Source organism: Bacillus sp. DX3.1, from assembly GCF_030292155.1.
Taxonomy (GTDB): Bacteria; Bacillota; Bacilli; order Bacillales; family Bacillaceae_G; genus Bacillus_A.
This window is the reverse complement of sequence record NZ_CP128153.1, coordinates 2,679,456-2,697,225: the sequence shown is the minus strand read 5'-3', so window position 1 is coordinate 2,697,225 and position 17,770 is coordinate 2,679,456. Positions and strand designations below refer to the sequence as shown.

Below are 17,770 nucleotides of genomic sequence, written 5' to 3'. Positions count from 1 at the left end.
AGTGGGGCTTAAGTTCCACTGATGATTTTAGTTTACAGTTCTTTAATATATGCTAATTCATCATCTGATAGGAGAGGGCGTATAGAAGCACCAGCATTTTCTTCGGCCTGTAATGCTGTTTTTGCTCCAGGAATCGCAACAGATACAGAAGGATGAGAGAGTACATAACGAAGTGCAATTTGTCCTAAACTTCGTTTTTGATGAGATAATGATCTTAATTGTTCGACCTTTTGTAGACTATTCTTAAACCAGGATTCTTTTGGCCAATCTTGTCGTAAATCGCCATCTGGGAATGTTGTTTGATCACTAAACTTTCCTGTTAATATACCCATTTTTAACGGTCCACGAATGACAGCTCCTAAGTTATGGTCCTGTAGATATGGGAAAATATCCAGTTCTGGATCTCTATTCAGTATGCTGTAATCTAGCTGAACAACATCGATACCGCCATCTTTATTAAAGTGTTTCATATATTGTAAATCATGGGTGGAAACACCAACTGCCCTTACTTTGCCATCACGCTTTAATATTTCAAATGCACGAAGGAATGCTTCTGTTTCCTCCTTTTTATCCCACCAAATATGACAAAAATAAACATCGATATAATCTGTTTGAAGTCGACGTAAACTTGTTTCACATACAGCAATTATTTTTTCAGCTGTTTCATAAACAGGTTCTCCGTTTGGATCATAATGGTGCCCGATTAAACCACCTTTTGTGGAAAGAATGATATCATTTCTTCGTTTTTTTATTACTTGTGCAACAAGCTTTTCACTATGACCTAATCCGTATACATCCGCCGTATCAATAAAATTCACTCCAAGTTCAACCGCTTTTTCCATCGCTGCAATGGAATGATTGTCATTTACGGGACCCCACTCATCACCGCCGATTGCCCAAGCTCCAAATCCAATTTCGGAAACAGTTAATCCTGTTTTTCCTAGTGTACGGTAGTTCATTTGTTATCCTCCTTGAAAAAATCCATCCATTTTAAACTATTTAGGGAGGGGAAGTAATATGTTTGAAGAACATGTAGTGATTTAGAAAAAATGAATTTTTATACTAATTTAAGTTTAAATAATTATAAGTGTATGGTGCTGGAATGCTACCAGGAATTCTATTATTTCCTGTTGTAATAGCCCAACAATCAAAATTAGGCGTAGCAGCTTTCCAATTAAAAATTTTAGAATAAAACGTTAGTGGCTTTTTCAGGTTCTTGATTATTTAGCTCAAATCCAATTACTCTGCCTATGTTGAAACCTTCTTTCTAGTAAATTAGTCATAGCATAGGATAATAATTCTACGATGCTAAGAAAGTACCTTTAATAAAAGGAAATACATAAAATATCATTTTTTAGCACGAATAAATAAATTTTTCTTCAGTTATATGGGGATGCCGTCGAAAGGTATCTCTAATTGATTGATTTACGAGATTTCTTTATACAGGAGGTTATTTAAAGTGAAGAGAATAAAGCTATATATACTTTAATGTTAGTGGCAGTACAGAAATAATTAAAATGGTTAGGGGGATTTAAAATATGAGGAAACTCAGAAAAATAAATGTTCCTAATGTACAGCACAATTCATCGCAATCTATTGAACCCGGAGTGACAATAAATAAAAAAAAAATACGGCGGTTTATCTTAGTTTTCATATTTATATTTTCAACAGCTTTTTACCTTCAATATATACTGTATAAGCAAGAAACAATGATTAAAGAAAAACAAAAAGAGATACAAAATCAGCAACAACAAGTAATTTCTTTAAAAAAAGATGGGGAATATTTAAAGAAAGAGGTTGGGAATTTAACAGATAATGAAGAACAAATTTTAAAATTTGCGAGGAAGGAATATCATTTTTCAAAACCAAATGAAACAGTATTCGTCATACCTAAATAAGAAAATTAGTATGTAGACCACTATATTTCATGCATATATTATGCATGGGATATAGTGGTCTTTTTGGAATATTTTGATGGATTCTCTTTGGTAAGATCATTCGAAGTCATTGAACCAATTATAAACGTCTTTTGTACTAATTGAATGAGAAATGACTGTATTATAATCATTCGTTCTTAATAAGTAGAAATCTTGTATAAATAATGTAAGAAAGATAGGGTACTATAATGGCCAAAAGAGGAGGGGCAATATGAAAAAAGAGGAATTTGTATGTGAATTAGAAAAATTGATTAGAAACATACAAGGAAATGTAAGTGTCATGATACAGGGATCGATAACGTATCGTTACAACGAACAATATGTTCATCCATCTGCTAGTCTTATGAAGTTGCCAATACTTGCGTGTGCAATAGAACATATAAAGAAGGGCTGTTTAAATCCATATGAATTAATCCCTGTTTCATCTCTTCCGAAAACGAGCGGGAGTGGTATTATATCTTCCTTGTACACGCCGAATGTAACGATACAAGACTTACTGACATTTATGATTACAGTGTCTGATAATACAGCAACAAACTGGTTCATAAAACGATTAGGGATGAATCAGATTCAAAATCATATTGATTCATTACAACTAGATGGAACGAAAATACAGCGATATATGATGCACGCTCCTAAAGAATCGGGTAAAGATAATTTCACGACGGCCGAAGATATTGTGTCGTTGTTACGTCATTATGATAAAGAAGAACAGTTTTATCAGCCACTGCTACAACAGCAATTTACTCATAAATTATGCGGGAGGTTAGCAAATATAGAAGGATTAAAAATAGCAAATAAAACCGGTGAACTGCAGTGCGCTACGCATGATGTAGCACGATTTAAAATAAAAGAACAAACCGTATATATAGCCGTATTAAGCTCGGATGTAGAACGTGTAAATTATATGAATTATATATTTTCAGAGATTGGATATTTAATCACGCAATATATATCCCGCATTAATGGGCATTAAAATTTCTATATAAATACAAATTAAAAAACCGACATAAAACCCTTCTTTTTAGGTGGGAGAGAGCATCCGGCCATGCATAGAAGCGGTCAGATCCTTTTCCTGCCCCATGCCAAGTGAAAGCAAAGAGAGAAAACGAGTGCAGGTCACCTTTTGTTATCCATAGCCGCGGCTTATATGTCGAAAAATCAAAATGGATTTATATATATTAAAATTAAAGGGAATCAAGGAAGTAACATGGAATTTCTTACCCGATTAATCATCAGTAATGGGGTAAGAAATTCCATACTAATAGAAGTTTCATTGTATCAAAATAAATATTGTTAAAATTCAGTCAATTATATATAATGTATGGTAAGCGGATACATTTCTTGATCAACGATGAGTTCCCAGCTCATTCGCCCGTTAAGAAAACCGTTATCCTTATATGAGAAAGGAAGATTTATGTGTACGCTTCTAATACGATTTATATCGTAGGGGACGCAAAAGCACCTCAAAATAATCCCATTACAGAAAAATTTAAAAGTTACTTCGTAGCATTCGTTGTTGAAAAGGATACAGGGAAGATCGTTGATGCGGACTGTTCGGCAACGATTTCATTAACTGTTCAATTTGTGAAGCATTTATTTTTACATAGAAATATAAACGATCCTAATTTAATGGGAGAAATTAAAAATCGCTATTTTGGTTCTTCACAAAAAGCATTGCTTGTTGCATTAAAAGATGCGCAAAAAAAATATAATCAAATTGCTGCTTTGTCTACACTTTCATAGACAAAATCCAGCCGTAAGAGCATTTCTTATGGCTGGATTTTTTTATTGAACAGAAAGGATGAATGAGATGAAAATAATGGATTTAACCGTGAATCGTCGCTATATCAAGCTCCATAAGCCATTTAAAACAGCCTTGCGTACCGTTACTGAAATTGAAAGTATTGATGTTTTTGTTCATACAGATGAGGGGGTTGTCGGGAAAGGCGCTGCAACTGCAACTCCTGTGATTACAGGGGATTTTGCAAATGGGATTGAAGAAGCGATTTTAGGACCAATTCGTTCCGCATTAATTGGGAAGGATTTGTTGCAACTTCAAACACTTCTGCTACACATTCAATTAAGCTGTGTTGGCAATACAAGTGCTAAAGCAGCGGTTGATATGGCTTTGTATGATACGTATTGCCAATTTCATAACATGCCACTTTATGCATTATTAGGTGGAAAGAAAGATATACGAACGGATATTACTGTAAGTGTTGATGAACCTTCTGTAATGGCAAAAGAAGCGAAAAGTCATGTGGAGAAAGGATTTCTAACACTAAAAATAAAAGTTGGTAAAACAGCAACTTTAGATTTAGAACGTATCGAAGCGATAAAAAGTAGTATTCCAAAAGATATCACATTGCGATTAGATGCGAATCAAGGGTGGAGTCCAAAAGAAGCTGTTGCGATAATTCAAGAAATGGAGAGAAGGAATCTAGCTATAGAATTTGTTGAACAACCTGTTCATGCGAAAGATTGGGAAGGGATGAAATATGTAAAAAATCATGTACAAACACCGATTATGGCTGATGAAAGTGTTTTTTCAGCACAGGATGCTTTAAAACTTGTACAAGGGAACTATGCCGATTTATTAAATATTAAATTGATGAAATGTGGCGGCATACGGGAAGCTTGGAAAATTGCTGATATTGCAGAAGCGGCTGGTGTGAAATGCATGGTTGGCAGCATGATGGAATCATCACTTTCAGTTACAGCAATTGCACATGTGGCAGCTGCTCATCCAAACATACACTATTTTGATCTAGATGCTCCTTTATGGTTAATGGAAGAACCAACTGGAATGACATTTAGCGGACCAATGGTAAATCTGCATCATGCAGTGAATATAAAGTGAACTTTCCATCAGTAGGTATAACTTACCTACTGATGGAAAGTTCTTATCAATCGGGCACTTATTTCTTATCATACTTATTTGAGAGGGATTGCCCGTTAAAGCAGGATAAAATCTTAATAGGAGGATGTTTATGAAAAAAGTTGTTTCATTATTATTTACATGTCTATTGGTTTTTACCTCTTTCTCCGTAGCGAATGCTGAAGAAATAAACGGAGATCAAGCATTTGTAGATGTTGCAGCGGCAACATTATGGACTGGCCCGAATTTAATTCGTCCTATTGATGAACCTTCAGTGGCAAATCCCGTTGATTTATGGAAATGGACAAAATCAATGACTCTTGATGAAAAACTATGGTTAACAAGTACAAATAAATTAGAAACGCAAGCTTTATTAGGACAGGAAGTTACCATTACTGAACGTCAAGGTGATTGGGTCAAAGTAGTTGTACCTGGGCAACCAACACCTAGAAATGAACAAGGATATCCAGGCTGGATGCCAGCGAAACAGCTAACTTATAACAAAGATTTCGCAGATAAAAAACAGCAACCATTTGTACTCGTTACAAAACCAACAGCTATTTTATATATTAACCCTTCTGATAAATACAAATCATTAGAAGTGAGTTATAACACACGTTTACCACTTTTAAGTGAAGATAATATTTCGTATCGTGTGCTATTACCAAATGGGCAAAAAGCATGGTTGCGAAAAAATGATGGAACTGTTTATGCAACACAAAATGATATACCTGTTCCAACGGGGGATGATTTGGTGAACACTGGAAAGTTATTTTTAGGATTGCCGTATATATGGGCTGGAACAAGTGGTTTTGGTTTTGATTGCTCGGGCTTTACACACACAATCTACAAATCACATGGCATTACTATTCCGCGTGACTCTGGACCGCAATCGAAAGCCGGCATCGCTGTTGAGAAAGAAAATTTACAAAAAGGAGATCTACTATTCTTTGCGTACAATCAAGGAAAGGGCAGTGTTCATCACGTAGGTATGTATATCGGGGACGGAAAGATGATTCACTCTCCAAATGCAGCGAAAACAGTGGAGATTATCCCTGTGAATACACCGGGTTATATTGAAGAATATGCTGGTGCTCGTCGTTATTTACCCCGCATTAACGGGCAGTAATACCCCCACCTCAAAATTCGGAAGGAAGTCAAGAAGATTAGGTGGAGGATAAACTGCCCATAAAAGCCCGATTGGTGAAGGCTAATAATTAGTGGGGAATGAAGAAAACCTCCACTGATTAAAGTTTCACTTTACCGCAATAAGAATGATGATAGCTAGTGAAATTAGAAAAGGGGGTTTTTGAATGAAAAAGGCTGTTCGCTTTTCATTAGTTAGTACTTTACTTATTTCTTCATTTTTAGCTGGTTGTGGAAAAGAAAATACTGCTACCAAGCCAAAAGATGAGAAGAAAATATTACAGTTAACAGAGACAGGTGAAATTCCATCATTAAACTCCTTAAAAGTAACGGATGCCGTTTCGTTTAACGTATTAAATAATGTAATGGAAGGATTATTCCGATTATCGAAAAAGGATGAAGTTATTCCTGGTATTGCTCAAAAGTATGAAGTTAGTAAAGATGGGAAAACCTATACATTTAATTTACGGGATGCAAAATGGTCAAATGGAGATCCTGTCACAGCTCATGATTTCGTGTATGCTTGGAAACAACTCGTGAATCCAGAAACGGGTGCTGAATATGCATATATTATGTACGATGTGAAAAATGCAGAAAAAATAAATAAGAAACAATTGGCAGTGGATGAATTGGGAATTAAGGCAAAAGATGATAAAACACTCGTTGTTGAACTAGAGCATCCTGTTCCATATTTCACAAAATTACTTTGTTTACCATCTTTTTATCCGATTAATGCAAAGTATGCGAAAGAACAAGGAGATAAATATGGTTTAGAAGCAAATACGACAATCTATAATGGACCATTTACATTATCAGAATGGAAGCATGAAGCGAATTTTACAATGAAGAAAAATAATCAATATTGGGATAAAAAAGAAGTGAAATTAGATGAAGTAAACTATCAAATTGTAAAAGATATTTCTACTGTTGTGAATTTATATGAGACAGATAAGATTGATCGTGCTGTTATTTCAACAGAATTTGTAGATAAATATAAAAATGATAAGGGATTAAAGCAATATACAGACCCTGTTATGTATTTCTTCCGTTTTAATGAAAACGTACCGATGCTTAAAAATAAGAATGCTCGCTTGGCACTAAGTATGGCTTTTGATAAAAAAGGGTTAGCGACGTCGTTTTTAAATGATGGATCAGTACCAGCAAACTATTATGTTCCAAATGGATTTTTAAAAGGACCAGATAAAAAAGATTTTCGCGCAACAACAACTGAATTTAATAAAACGAATGTAAAACAGGCGAAAGAATACTGGGAAAATGCAAAACAAGAAACAGGAACGAATGAAGTTACGTTAGAATTACTAAACTATGATTTAGAAAACTTTAAAAAAGTAGGAGAATACATTAAAGAGCAACTGGAGAAAAGCTTACCAGGATTAACGGTGAAAGTGAAATTGCAACCCCACTCTCAAAAACTAGCATTAGAGAAAAAGAAAGAATATGAAATGTCGTTATCTCGCTGGTTACCTGATTATCCAGATCCAATGACATACCTAGAAGTTTTCATCTCAGAAAGTGGAGTCAATAATACTGGATACGCAAATCCAGAGTACGATGCATTAATCGAAAAGACAAAAATGGAATTAGGAAATGATGAAAAAGCACGATGGAAAGCAATGCAAGATGCAGAAAAAATGTTGTTAGATGATGCGGTTATTGCACCAGTTTTCCAGCGCGGACTGTCTTATGTACAAAAACCATATGTGAAAGATTTATATGTGCATCAATTTGGCCCAGCAACTAGCTTGAAGTGGACGGATATGGAGAAATAAAATGAAACGAGACACCTATCATCAGGTGTCTCGTTTCATTTTTAGTATGTTTATCTTTTTTAGTTAATGGTTTGTTTTTAAACGTTCTTGTATAAATAATAGTAACTTGACGATACTGTCTTCTTTATATATATCAAATTTTTGGCGACTAAATTCACCTTGAGTACTATAAAAAATAAGTTCTCCATTACCAGCTACTTCATTAACAAACATACGAAAACTAAGTGGTGTTGCCACAATTGATCCGTTATCATCTCTTAAAAGGATTTGGCAAAGTGAACCCTGTTCTTCCTTTTCGTATAAAAAATCGTAATGAAATGATTGAGATAGTTGTTCTATCTGAGATAATAGTAGGTTTTGTATATCTTGTTTTTCGTCCATAAAATGAAACCTCTTTTCGTTTGTTAGTGTAGAACACTTCATGTTACCTAGTATATAAATTACAAGTATATCTTGTATATGTTTATCGCTCATAATTATAAGTATGAAGGTATTAGGTGTAGGAGATGTTTTAAAGGGAATTTAAGGATTTGGTGATGATATGAACAATTTTTAAGTAAGCTATATATGCTCTTTTCTCAAATGCTACCCTTTCCATAGGAAAGGGTAGCATTTGAGAAAAGGAACGATTAGTACAATCTAATTCAAAATAGATAGGTAATGTAGAAAAGGTTCGAAACACATTTCTCCTGTTTATGATTAAATTTCATCATCGAAGTGCCCAGCGGTCATAATCTGAATCTTGTAGGATTGTAAAGGCGTCAATCATATCATCGATAGAGTGAAGGCGTGAAATGTCGATTTCATGTCTTTCTTTATAGCGTTGAAGTGTTGGAAGAATGAGGTGGCCAAGATGAGCAGGGAGGTCGAATAAATCCCCGTCATGAAAGTCTTGTGATGTGTATTGCTGTTGATATTGTTGTAATCGCTGGGGTGTATAGGCTCCAATTTAGATATGCAAAAATTCTAACTTACGTATGTAGGATGGTTGCGCCATATGGGGTCCTCTTCCTATTATAGTGGATTTTTTTCATTGTAAGACAGGATAGAAACATACATAAAATATTTTTTAGTTTTCTGAAATTTTCAACTATGGTAAGGTAGGAGGGATAGAAAAAAAGAGTGAGGGACACATATGATACTAGATAAGAAAGCAGAGCATTTATTATATCTAACAGCACAAATTGAAACGAATCTCGGAAGAGGAACTGGATTTTTCTTTGATTTTTCTAAAAAACAAGATCGTAGTTTGCCCTTTCTTGTAACCAATAAGCACGTTATAAAAGACGCAGCATTCATCAGATTATTGTTACATACAGAGGATGATTATTATGAAGTTGCGAACATTTTTCAAAATGGATGTGGGTATGCGCACAACACTGCGATTCTTCATCCGGATGAGGAAGTAGATCTTGCAGTGATACCTTTGATACATGTGTTACAAGAGATTCGCGAAAAAGGGGAAGAGTTGGACTGCACCATGCTGAATCTTGCTGATCTTCCTACAGAATCATTTGAAGATAGTTTACCACCGATGGAAGACATTATTATGATTGGATACCCCGTTGGATTATGGGACCAACAACATAATTTCCCGATTTTTCGAAGAGGATATACAGCAACGCATCCCTATTATGATTACAATGGAAAGAAAGAATTTTTAATATATTGCGCTTGTTATCAAGGGAGTAGTGGAAGTCCTGTATTTTCGGTTCGGGAAGTCGAACTGCAGCGTGAAGACGCTCCCTACCGAGAGGGTCATCTTTATACGTTGCTTGGGATAGTATTCGCAACCGTGAAACAAGAAGTTGACGCACAGACAAATAACGAGTCAGGAGAAAAAATCGGTACGACACGTATACAGACCGAGGTCAATCTAGGGAGCGTTATTAAGGCAAAGCGGCTTGCTGAAATGCAGGATTGGATTTATGAAACGTATTACAACACGGTACCAGGATATTTGAAAGATTAGGATAACTTAACATTAGTATATAATATTTTATATTAATGGATGAAAGTAACCACTATCGAATTATCAGGAAGAGGGGAGTAGAGTGAGGTGAGAATACGTTAGAATCAATGGGGTGGGAACACCATTGAGTATTTTGTGTATTAATAGTTTTTAATTGAATTTTCTGTATTTTATAAAATGTAATTAGAAAAAGCTAGTAACGATGAGACCGATATATATGAAAAACGGTAACGTCCTGTGTCATTCTGTTCAAAGTCACCGCTGTATTCTTCTTCGATTTTTTTGAGGATTTGTTGCAGTTCCTCCAGTAAATCATTGTAGGAGTTGGAGTAATAAGGAAGGATGGCTAGTCAACTGAGTCCGACTGAATTGAGGGTGAATATCCTCAGAGGGATTTGAGTGTGAATACACTTACGGTTATATAACCGTAAGTGTACGTTAGAAAAATAAGCATAGCAGTAACTTGATGGCTGATTACTTTGTTTATTTATCCCGCAGTAACGGGTAGTAATACCCCACTGATTAAAGTTTCACTTTATAGTTTTCTCATTTTTTATGCTGAATTATTTGTTGTTATTATCATTTTGTTGTTCATCTTGCTCTCTTTGTTCAGAAGGCTCTTCTGTTGGATCTGGTTCGTTTTCATCGACGCCATCACCATTACAGCCGAATAATAATCCTGTTGATAAAATAGTGGACATAAGAACAAATAAATATTTTCTTTTCTTCATTGTACTGTACCTCCTTTTTCATCTTACTCTCATTAATATCTGTTTAAAAGAGGATACTATGTAGGATTTTTTCTTTACTTTTTTTGGTATTGAATAGAGTTTTATCATACTGAGTTTGCAGTAATTAATAAAATTTCAAAATTTGGATAAAACTGTACTAACACTGAGTGATAGGAGTTAGCTATTTATAATGAAGATTTCTGACTTAACAGTGGAATTGGTAACAGGATTCTTTCCTTATATTTATACTTATAAAGGTACTTGGTAAAAAAATAATAAATCAGGCTACACCATTTACATTTATTGCAGAATGGCTAGAAGATGGATTATTTGTTCAAACCTTTGATTTATGATCTAAGGTATATTAGTCATTTTGACTGGATTTTTAGATTATAATGTGGGGAAAATAGGAGCAGTAATACCCCCGTCTAAAAGTTTTGCAAGAAGCAAAGAAGTTAGGGGAGGGATTACTGCTCGTAAAAATAATGATCAGTGGGGGATGAAGCTCCCACTGATCAAAGTTTCACTTTATGTCGAGTTGCTGTAAAAATAAAGTTGCTGATACATAGCGTTTCGCTAACATTTGTACATAAGCGGTATGTACAGATAACGTTGCGATAATGATGGCATTACGAATGGCTTCGCGTTGATCGCTATTGATTTGCTGAAAAGTACTTGCTATTTTATCTGCTTTTTCTTTTACAGTTTGTTCAATCGTATGGATTGTATCGGTTGCGTTAAATTGTAAACAACCTTCTTGATTTAATTCCTCGAATAAAGAGGAATAAGCGATATATAAATGAACCGGATTGATTAAATCATCGCTACGATCAGCAGGATCATTTACAATTAATCTTAACAGTTTACGAATAGATTCAAAATCAAGTGCTGTTTTTAAATCTTCGACAATGAATAATAAGGCTGCTTGTTCGATAGAATATTTCTTACCTTTTTGCGGAGAACCAATCATTTCTTTTATATCTCGTTTTACCCAATTCTGCATAGCGGTTATTGAGAAGTTTGAATTTTCGATTTGATTACCTAGAGCAACGATTTCATTTAAAGAAAAACCAATATCTGTATCTTCAATTTTAATCAATTTCTCGAAAATAGGTGAAAGTGCAGTTGTAATAAAAGCTGTAACGCTTTGCCCACTTTCAATATCTTTTTTATGTGACTTTGCCCAAGCTTCTTGTAAAATACTAAGAGGCTTTTTCGTATTCCATCCTCTAAGAGAAAGAAGGAGCGTTGCCATTTCGTTTCGTGTGAGATGAAATGTTTCCATCTATTCACCTCCAAAATAATAAAAGTTCTTATGACCTTATAATATGTTTTGTTTCTAGCAAAGTCAATTCTGTTTTACATGATTTTTCCTTTTGATTAACAAAACAAAACTAGCTTCATTACAATAGAAGGCAAAATGAATATCATAAAGAGGTTAACAATGTTTGTATTGAAGAGGTAAGATATATAAATACAAATTAAAAAACCGACATAAACTCCTTCTTTTTAGGTGGGAGAGAGCATCCGGTCATGCATAGAAGCGGTTAGATCCTTTTCCTGCCCAGACATAGTGAAAACAAAGAGAGAAAACCATAGCCACGGCTATATGTCGAAAAATCAAAATGGATTTATATAGATAAAAATAGAAACAGTAACGTTTAGAAAACCATTAGGGAAGCTGTATCTTATCCTTTAAAGGAGCTTCTATTTTAAGTCTTCTTTAAACAACAATCTAAAATAAAGTTAACATGATTAAGAAATAATACTTGCTTATTCTATTAAAAGTTCATATAATAAGTTCATATGAACTTTTAATTTAACTTTAAAGTTCATCTATCTTTCATTTTTTAAGAAAGATAGATATCACATATATCTATAATAAAAGGAGAATGGATATAATATGTTGAAAAAATTCGTTACAGTATTGACTGCATTTATGGTTGTATTTGCTGCAGGTAGCTTTGTTTTCACAGATAACGTTGCTGCGAAAAGCTATAAATCTGGTAAAAAATCATTTACTCCAAGCTCAGGTCAAAATTCAAAAGTAAATTTAAACAAAAAAGATTCTAATGTAAATGCGAAGAAAACAACACCAGATTCAAAAACAAAAGCAACAAACACAGCGCCAAAAAGTAATAAAGGAAGCTTCATGAAAGGATTATTACTTGGTGGTCTTGGTGGTTTATTAATGGGTAGCTTGTTTGCAAACATGGGTGCTCTTGGTTCTGTATTAGCGTTTATGGTAAATATGTTAGTAATGGCTGGTATCGTAATGTTAGCAGTTCGTGCATTTAAATATTTCAAAAACCAACGTAAGAAACAGGCAGAAGAAGCAGCATGGAAACGATAAAAATTTCTGAGCAAGAGCTCATTAACGCCCTTTGCGTATATATCGCGGAAAAGAGACAAGTTGATCCTGAAGCAGTTCTTGTTGAACTGATGTATGATGATGACTATGGTTTTTCAGCTGAAGTAGAAGTCAATGGTCGTCAGCAAATTTTAATTCAAGCAAACTTAATTGAAGCACTTCGCTTATGGCTCGAAACGGAATACAATGTAAATCCATTCGCAGCAAGATTACAACTTGAATTAGATGATGAAGAAGGTATTTTCGCTTTAGCGAATTTAAATAACTCAGATGAGTAGTAAAAATAGCTGTTAGGGATTTTATCCTAACAGCTATTTTTGGTTTGTAAAGAAAATATATACACTTAACGTTAATATTGAATACGTTTAAAAATCACGTACATACTAAACCGTGTACATAATGAAGTGTGGAGGGAATAGCTATATGGATTACCAGCAACAAGGTTCTACAAATGAAACACTGCTGCATTATAAAGAAGGTCTCGGGAAATTCACACAACAAATTCCTGAAGTTGCAGAAGCGTATAATGCCTTTACACAAGCTTGCTTTCAAGAAGGAACATTAACAAAACGAGAAAAGCAGCTCATTGCCTTAGGAATTAGTCTGGCGATGCAAGATGAGTATTGTACCGTTTATCATACTAAAGGTTGCATTGATCAAGGTTGCTCTGATAAAGAAGTTTTAGAGGCATGCGGTGTTGCAGCAGCATTTGCGGGTGGAGCTGCGATGAGTCAAGCGGTAACTCTTGTACAGGAATGTATGGGAGAATTACGCCAGCAAAAGCATTGAAAAATTGAAAACTCCTTCGTGATGAAGGAGTTTTCAATTTTTCAGTTACAAAGACTGAATAAACGAATCTACTACTTTATTAAAGTGGTCTGTCTCTTCTAAAAACGGACAATGACAGCTATTTTCGAAAATAACGAATTGAGAGTTGTTTATATGTTTGTGTAAGTGTTCTCCTGCAGCAACTGGAATTAATTTTTCTTCTCTCCCAAAACAAAGTAAAGTCGGCTTCGTAATTTTATTTAAATCCTCACGATAATCAACGGCGGATTGATCGAAAAGAATAGCGCTTGCAATAGATGCTGGAACTTTCGTAACTTCTTCTAGCATCCACGCGGAATCATCTTCGGAAAGAGGGTCTTTAAACATAAGAGGGATAAATCCTTTTAGAAATTCAACTTGATTCGTTTGAACCTCTCTCATAAAGTGAATCAGTGTTGGAAAATCGAATGCTCCAATAGGGAAATCAGGCCATTTGTAATCCGAAGCCAATTCATCTACGATCACGGACGCTTTTAAATTTTGTTCTCCAAATTGTTTTATATACTCCCACACGACAAAAGCTCCCATTGACCAGCCAACTAGTATTACATTTTTTAAAGATAATGCTTCTATAAAAGCGTGTAAGTCATGGGCATAAGTAGAAATCGTATGTCCGGTTTCTACATGGGATGATTGGCCATGACCACGTAAATCAACAGAAATCGAACGATACTTTTCACTGAAATAAGGCATTTGTTTTTGAAAGAAGCGACTACTCATCCAAACACCATGTATAAATAAAATAGGTGTGCCGTTACCTTTATCTTCGTAATATAAGTTTACATTATTTTCAAGCGTAATATGCGGCATATATGGTACCTCCTTTTTATTTGAAAATATATGTTATAAGTAAATTTATTCAACACGTTATCCTATATTTCCTTAAAGGTAAAGTGGATTAGCTGTTTTTTTATACAAAATAGGAAAGAAATTTTGTTTATTTATAAAAAAATGTGTTTAAAATATTGTCATATTTGCTTCTATAAGATATCCTTTTCATGAAGAGGTGGAAATTATGGAAAAAGTACTAGTTTTCGGGCATAAAAACCCAGATACAGATGCAATTTGTTCTGCAATTGCTTATGCAGAACTGAAAAAAGAATTAGGAATGAATGCTGAACCTGTACGTTTAGGTGAAATCAGCGGTGAAACTCAATTTGCGTTAGATCATTTTAAAGTAGAAGGACCGCGTTTTGTTGAGACAGTAGCAAACGAAGTGGACAACGTTATTTTAGTTGATCACAACGAACGTCAACAAAGTGCTAACGATATCGAATCTGTTCGTGTATTAGAAGTTATCGACCATCACCGTATTGCTAACTTTGAGACAAGCGATCCTTTATACTACCGTTGTGAGCCAGTTGGTTGTACAGCAACAATCTTAAACAAAATGTACAAAGAAAACGGCGTAGCAATTCGTAAAGAGGTTGCAGGATTAATGTTATCTGCAATCATTTCAGATTCTTTATTATTTAAATCTCCAACTTGCACAGAACAAGACGTAGCTGCAGCTCGTGAACTAGCAGAAATCGCTGGTGTTGATGCAGATAGCTATGGCTTAGAAATGTTAAAAGCTGGCGCAGATTTAAGCGGTAAAACAATGGAGCAATTAATCTCCCTTGACGCAAAAGAATTCCAAATGGGCGATGCAAAAGTTGAAATCGCGCAAGTAAACGCTGTTGATACAAACGACGTTCTTGTACACCAAGCAGAATTAGAAAAAGTAATCTCTGCAGTAGTAGAAGAAAAAGGTTTAGACCTATTCTTATTTGTTGTAACTGACATCTTAACAAACGATTCTGTTGGTCTTGCGATTGGTAAATCAACACAAGTTGTTGAGAAAGCATATAATGTAACATTAGAAAACAATACAGCTACTTTAAAAGGTGTTGTTTCTCGTAAAAAACAAATCGTTCCTGTATTAACAGAAACATTCCAAGCTCTATAAGAGTAACTTTGGATGTAAAAGAACAAGCAGATATACAGTCTGCTTGTTCTTTTTTGTTTTTAGGAAGGATGAAATTCCAAACATTAACGTCTGTTATTTTAATGTTTTATATAGGAAAAATGGAACTTGGATAGGAAGAAAAGAAAAACCTGATATTTTTATCTTAGAATTAAAAATGCTATGATCTTATTGGTAATTAATATGTCATATCTTAAAAGTAATAATGAAAAAATGAAGCAGATTATAAATGGGATTGAAAAAGAAAAGAGGTAAGAACGTAACAATGAAAAGGCTATGCATCATTCCATGTGGAAAAAAGAAAATTTGGGATAAGTACTCTGATAAGGGACCAACAGAAGCGAAAGATGTATACATTAGTCCATTCGGAAAGGCGTGCCAAGCGTATGCTTCTCAATTCTTTACACATTGGGTTATTTTATCCGCAAAGCATGGATTTTTACTTCCAACTGATATAGTGAAAGAAAACTATGATCTTGCTTTTGATTCGAAAAGTGATGAGATTATTAGTATAGAACAACTAAAAAAACAGATGATTAATAAAAAGCTGTTAGACTTTGATGAAATTATCTTGCTTGCAGGAAAGAAACATAAAAAAGTAGTGACAAAGCTATATCCAGAAGAGATCATTTCTTATCCATTAGAAGGCTGTAAAGGCATTGGGTATATGTTGCAGAAGTTGAAGTGTGCGGTTGAAAATCATACCGAGATTCAGTAAAAGTTAAAAGAATTCGATTTATATTGTACATAAGTGTGTTGTGTATCGTTAGAAATATAGGCTTATAAGGCGAAAAGCTAGATGAGGAGAGAGTAAAATGTCCTACAAGAATGAAATTGATAAATTGCTATGTATGCTCGAGCGGTTAGAAAATCATGAGGTGGAAATTTTAGATATTACATAGTGATTCACTGGAAGAATTTTTAGCTGAATTAACATATCGAGATGAAGATTAATAATTAGTTATTGAAAAATAAGGGGGCTTTAGGGATACCCCCTTATTTTAAAGAGCATTTCCATTTAGAACACATTAAATGTTATTTATAATTTATTACTTGCTCCATAAGTCTTCTTATCTCTTTAACTGGTGGTTTTTTATTATATGCGTCAACATATGAAAAATAATAATTTAAATTTCTAACAAGACCTTTTCCTATTTTTGAACTTAGGAAAGGGAATACTTGTCCAGTATAGTCTTCAAGAGATTTACAGTAGTATTTTTCATCCAAATAAATACTATATTTACAGGTTAGCTCTACTAATGGGTTGCCTTCAGAATCATATGCATCTTTAGATTCAATAATGTCTAGTAGTGCAAATCTATCATTAAGATAAACTTTTTTCTTGTTTTCGAGTTTATTAGAAAGAATAAAAGCGATACCTATTGCGTTAATCAAAATGTTGCCTCCTACAAATATAAACAAAGATACTAATAAAATATATCGATATATGTTAAATGTAAAGGGATGAAGAGGATTTTAAAAGTGAAAATTACATTAAAAGCTTCGACGTGTAGGAAATTGAGAAATGATTTAAAGAGTGGAAATATAGATATTGCTTTCCTCTTAGATACCGAGCGTTATGAAGAGGATTTACATATTGAGCAACTTGTAATGGAGCAAATGGCGTTTGTTTTTCCGAAAGATTACATTGTTACACAAACAGATTCGTATGATGCCCAATTTTCTCAAGAGGAAACCTTTTTGTACACAGAACGCGGATGCAGTTACCGAGCATTTTTTGAATATTATTTACAAAGATAAGGGATTCAGCATGAAAGTACATTTGAGTTTTGGAGCATTGAGGCAATAAAGCAATGTGTAATGTGCGGATTAGGAATTTCTTTATTGCCAATTATTACGATTGAGCAAGAGCAGAAAGACAAGAAACTACACGCTGTCATTTCAAGTGAAGCAAAATTTGCAACACAACTTGCATACCATAAAAATAAAGTGAAACTTTAATCAGTGGGGGTTTTCTTCATCCCCCACTGATTATTAGTTGAACCAATCGGGCTTTTACGGGCAGTTTATCCCCCACCTAACTTCTTTGCTTTCTGCTGAACTTTGAGGTGGGGGTATTACTGCCCGTTAATGCGGGATAAATGGTTTTCTCCTACTTTACACGAGTTTTTAATGATTATTCGTAAG

General features: G+C 34.4%; 18 protein-coding genes and 1 pseudogene. 13 read left to right on the top strand and 6 right to left on the bottom strand.

Translation table 11 applies throughout. The features are described 5' to 3' along the window. Window positions 1-32 precede the first annotated feature (32 nt). Window positions 33-959, bottom strand: coding sequence for an aldo/keto reductase (locus QRE67_RS13250; protein WP_286120633.1), 927 nt, complete (start codon window positions 957-959; stop codon window positions 33-35). Window positions 960-1,538: 579 nt separating this feature from the next. On the opposite strand from QRE67_RS13250, the gene QRE67_RS13245 reads away from it, so the two are divergent. The 6 genes from QRE67_RS13245 to QRE67_RS13220 all read left to right on the top strand — a co-directional run bounded on the left by QRE67_RS13245 (window position 1,539) and on the right by QRE67_RS13220 (window position 7,754). Then, window positions 1,539-1,898 (top strand): FtsB family cell division protein, encoded by a 360-nt coding sequence (locus QRE67_RS13245; protein ID WP_286120632.1) that lies wholly within the window; start codon window positions 1,539-1,541, stop codon window positions 1,896-1,898. A 250-nt stretch (window positions 1,899-2,148) separates the two neighbouring features. Next, the gene (locus QRE67_RS13240) at window positions 2,149-2,913 is read left to right on the top strand and encodes a serine hydrolase (protein ID WP_286120631.1); all 765 of its coding nucleotides are present in this window, start codon (window positions 2,149-2,151) and stop codon (window positions 2,911-2,913) included. Window positions 2,914-3,356: 443 nt separating this feature from the next. Continuing rightward, window positions 3,357-3,683: a DUF3870 domain-containing protein gene (locus QRE67_RS13235; protein WP_286120630.1), complete on the top strand. Its 327-nt coding sequence runs from the start codon at window positions 3,357-3,359 to the stop codon at window positions 3,681-3,683. 67 nt (window positions 3,684-3,750) lie between these two features. Beyond that, window positions 3,751-4,800, top strand: coding sequence for a dipeptide epimerase (locus tag QRE67_RS13230; protein ID WP_286120629.1), 1,050 nt, complete (start codon window positions 3,751-3,753; stop codon window positions 4,798-4,800). A gap of 130 nt (window positions 4,801-4,930) precedes the next feature. Continuing rightward, window positions 4,931-5,947, top strand: coding sequence for a C40 family peptidase (locus QRE67_RS13225; RefSeq protein ID WP_286120628.1), 1,017 nt, complete (start codon window positions 4,931-4,933; stop codon window positions 5,945-5,947). A gap of 184 nt (window positions 5,948-6,131) precedes the next feature. Continuing rightward, the gene (locus QRE67_RS13220; RefSeq protein ID WP_286120627.1) at window positions 6,132-7,754 is read left to right on the top strand and encodes a peptide ABC transporter substrate-binding protein; all 1,623 of its coding nucleotides are present in this window, start codon (window positions 6,132-6,134) and stop codon (window positions 7,752-7,754) included. Window positions 7,755-7,817: 63 nt separating this feature from the next. On the opposite strand, the gene QRE67_RS13215 is transcribed toward QRE67_RS13220, so the two are convergent. Next, the gene (locus tag QRE67_RS13215) at window positions 7,818-8,135 is read right to left on the bottom strand and encodes a hypothetical protein (RefSeq protein ID WP_286120626.1); all 318 of its coding nucleotides are present in this window, start codon (window positions 8,133-8,135) and stop codon (window positions 7,818-7,820) included. A gap of 754 nt (window positions 8,136-8,889) precedes the next feature. On the opposite strand from QRE67_RS13215, the gene QRE67_RS13210 reads away from it, so the two are divergent. Continuing rightward, on the top strand, window positions 8,890-9,726 hold the full coding sequence (locus tag QRE67_RS13210) for a S1 family peptidase (RefSeq protein ID WP_286120625.1): 837 nt from the start codon (window positions 8,890-8,892) through the stop codon (window positions 9,724-9,726). 563 nt (window positions 9,727-10,289) lie between these two features. On the opposite strand, the gene QRE67_RS13205 is transcribed toward QRE67_RS13210, so the two are convergent. Together QRE67_RS13205 and QRE67_RS13200 are read right to left on the bottom strand one after the other, a co-directional pair. After that, on the bottom strand, window positions 10,290-10,457 hold the full coding sequence (locus tag QRE67_RS13205; protein WP_286120624.1) for a hypothetical protein: 168 nt from the start codon (window positions 10,455-10,457) through the stop codon (window positions 10,290-10,292). A 523-nt stretch (window positions 10,458-10,980) separates the two neighbouring features. Beyond that, window positions 10,981-11,742, bottom strand: coding sequence for a DUF1836 domain-containing protein (locus tag QRE67_RS13200; protein ID WP_286120623.1), 762 nt, complete (start codon window positions 11,740-11,742; stop codon window positions 10,981-10,983). A gap of 618 nt (window positions 11,743-12,360) precedes the next feature. Here QRE67_RS13200 and QRE67_RS13195 point away from each other — a divergent pair. From QRE67_RS13195 to QRE67_RS13185, 3 genes are all read left to right on the top strand, one after another. Continuing rightward, window positions 12,361-12,810, top strand: a complete 450-nt coding sequence (locus QRE67_RS13195) for a hypothetical protein (RefSeq protein ID WP_286120622.1) — start codon at window positions 12,361-12,363, stop codon at window positions 12,808-12,810. Further along, entirely contained in the window at window positions 12,798-13,106 is a 309-nt protein-coding gene (locus QRE67_RS13190; RefSeq protein ID WP_286120621.1) for a YxcD family protein, read from the top strand. Before QRE67_RS13195 ends, QRE67_RS13190 begins: the two co-directional genes overlap by 13 nt. Before the next feature lie 145 nt (window positions 13,107-13,251). Further along, a complete protein-coding gene (locus QRE67_RS13185; RefSeq protein WP_286120620.1) occupies window positions 13,252-13,617 on the top strand; it encodes a carboxymuconolactone decarboxylase family protein in 366 nt (121 codons plus the stop codon). A gap of 45 nt (window positions 13,618-13,662) precedes the next feature. Here QRE67_RS13185 and QRE67_RS13180 read toward each other — a convergent pair whose 3' ends face one another. Beyond that, complete coding sequence (locus tag QRE67_RS13180; protein ID WP_286120619.1) at window positions 13,663-14,466, bottom strand: alpha/beta fold hydrolase; 804 nt, start codon at window positions 14,464-14,466, stop codon at window positions 13,663-13,665. 205 nt (window positions 14,467-14,671) lie between these two features. Here QRE67_RS13180 and ppaC point away from each other — a divergent pair, with 205 nt between their 5' ends. Both ppaC and QRE67_RS13170 read left to right on the top strand, forming a co-directional pair. After that, a complete protein-coding gene (ppaC, locus tag QRE67_RS13175) occupies window positions 14,672-15,604 on the top strand; it encodes a manganese-dependent inorganic pyrophosphatase (protein WP_286120618.1) in 933 nt (310 codons plus the stop codon). Between the two features lie 283 nt (window positions 15,605-15,887). Beyond that, entirely contained in the window at window positions 15,888-16,340 is a 453-nt protein-coding gene (locus tag QRE67_RS13170; protein WP_286125280.1) for a DUF6884 domain-containing protein, read from the top strand. Window positions 16,341-16,657: 317 nt separating this feature from the next. Here the strand turns inward: QRE67_RS13170 and QRE67_RS13165 are convergent, their stop codons facing one another. Further along, window positions 16,658-17,017 carry a cytoplasmic protein gene (locus QRE67_RS13165; RefSeq protein ID WP_286120617.1) on the bottom strand — a complete coding sequence of 120 codons (360 nt, stop codon included), beginning with the start codon at window positions 17,015-17,017 and terminating at the stop codon, window positions 16,658-16,660. Window positions 17,018-17,086: 69 nt separating this feature from the next. Between QRE67_RS13165 and QRE67_RS13160 the strand changes: the two are divergent. Further along, window positions 17,087-17,584: pseudogene (locus QRE67_RS13160) on the top strand (LysR family transcriptional regulator substrate-binding protein). The last annotated feature ends 186 nt before the right edge of the window (window positions 17,585-17,770 follow it).

Bases quoted from the DNA above. Each gene is read 5' to 3' on its own strand.
- QRE67_RS13250 (WP_286120633.1), bottom strand. From the start codon at position 959: ATGAACTACCGTACACTAGGAAAAACAGGATTAACTGTTTCCGAAATT.
- QRE67_RS13245 (WP_286120632.1), top strand. From the start codon at position 1,539: ATGAGGAAACTCAGAAAAATAAATGTTCCTAATGTACAGCACAATTCA.
- QRE67_RS13240 (WP_286120631.1), top strand. From the start codon at position 2,149: ATGAAAAAAGAGGAATTTGTATGTGAATTAGAAAAATTGATTAGAAAC.
- QRE67_RS13230 (WP_286120629.1), top strand. From the start codon at position 3,751: ATGAAAATAATGGATTTAACCGTGAATCGTCGCTATATCAAGCTCCAT.
- QRE67_RS13225 (WP_286120628.1), top strand. From the start codon at position 4,931: ATGAAAAAAGTTGTTTCATTATTATTTACATGTCTATTGGTTTTTACC.
- QRE67_RS13220 (WP_286120627.1), top strand. From the start codon at position 6,132: ATGAAAAAGGCTGTTCGCTTTTCATTAGTTAGTACTTTACTTATTTCT.
- QRE67_RS13215 (WP_286120626.1), bottom strand. From the start codon at position 8,135: ATGGACGAAAAACAAGATATACAAAACCTACTATTATCTCAGATAGAA.
- QRE67_RS13210 (WP_286120625.1), top strand. From the start codon at position 8,890: ATGATACTAGATAAGAAAGCAGAGCATTTATTATATCTAACAGCACAA.
- QRE67_RS13205 (WP_286120624.1), bottom strand. From the start codon at position 10,457: ATGAAGAAAAGAAAATATTTATTTGTTCTTATGTCCACTATTTTATCA.
- QRE67_RS13200 (WP_286120623.1), bottom strand. From the start codon at position 11,742: ATGGAAACATTTCATCTCACACGAAACGAAATGGCAACGCTCCTTCTT.
- QRE67_RS13195 (WP_286120622.1), top strand. From the start codon at position 12,361: ATGTTGAAAAAATTCGTTACAGTATTGACTGCATTTATGGTTGTATTT.
- QRE67_RS13190 (WP_286120621.1), top strand. From the start codon at position 12,798: ATGGAAACGATAAAAATTTCTGAGCAAGAGCTCATTAACGCCCTTTGC.
- QRE67_RS13185 (WP_286120620.1), top strand. From the start codon at position 13,252: ATGGATTACCAGCAACAAGGTTCTACAAATGAAACACTGCTGCATTAT.
- QRE67_RS13180 (WP_286120619.1), bottom strand. From the start codon at position 14,466: ATGCCGCATATTACGCTTGAAAATAATGTAAACTTATATTACGAAGAT.
- ppaC (WP_286120618.1), top strand. From the start codon at position 14,672: ATGGAAAAAGTACTAGTTTTCGGGCATAAAAACCCAGATACAGATGCA.
- QRE67_RS13170 (WP_286125280.1), top strand. From the start codon at position 15,888: ATGAAAAGGCTATGCATCATTCCATGTGGAAAAAAGAAAATTTGGGAT.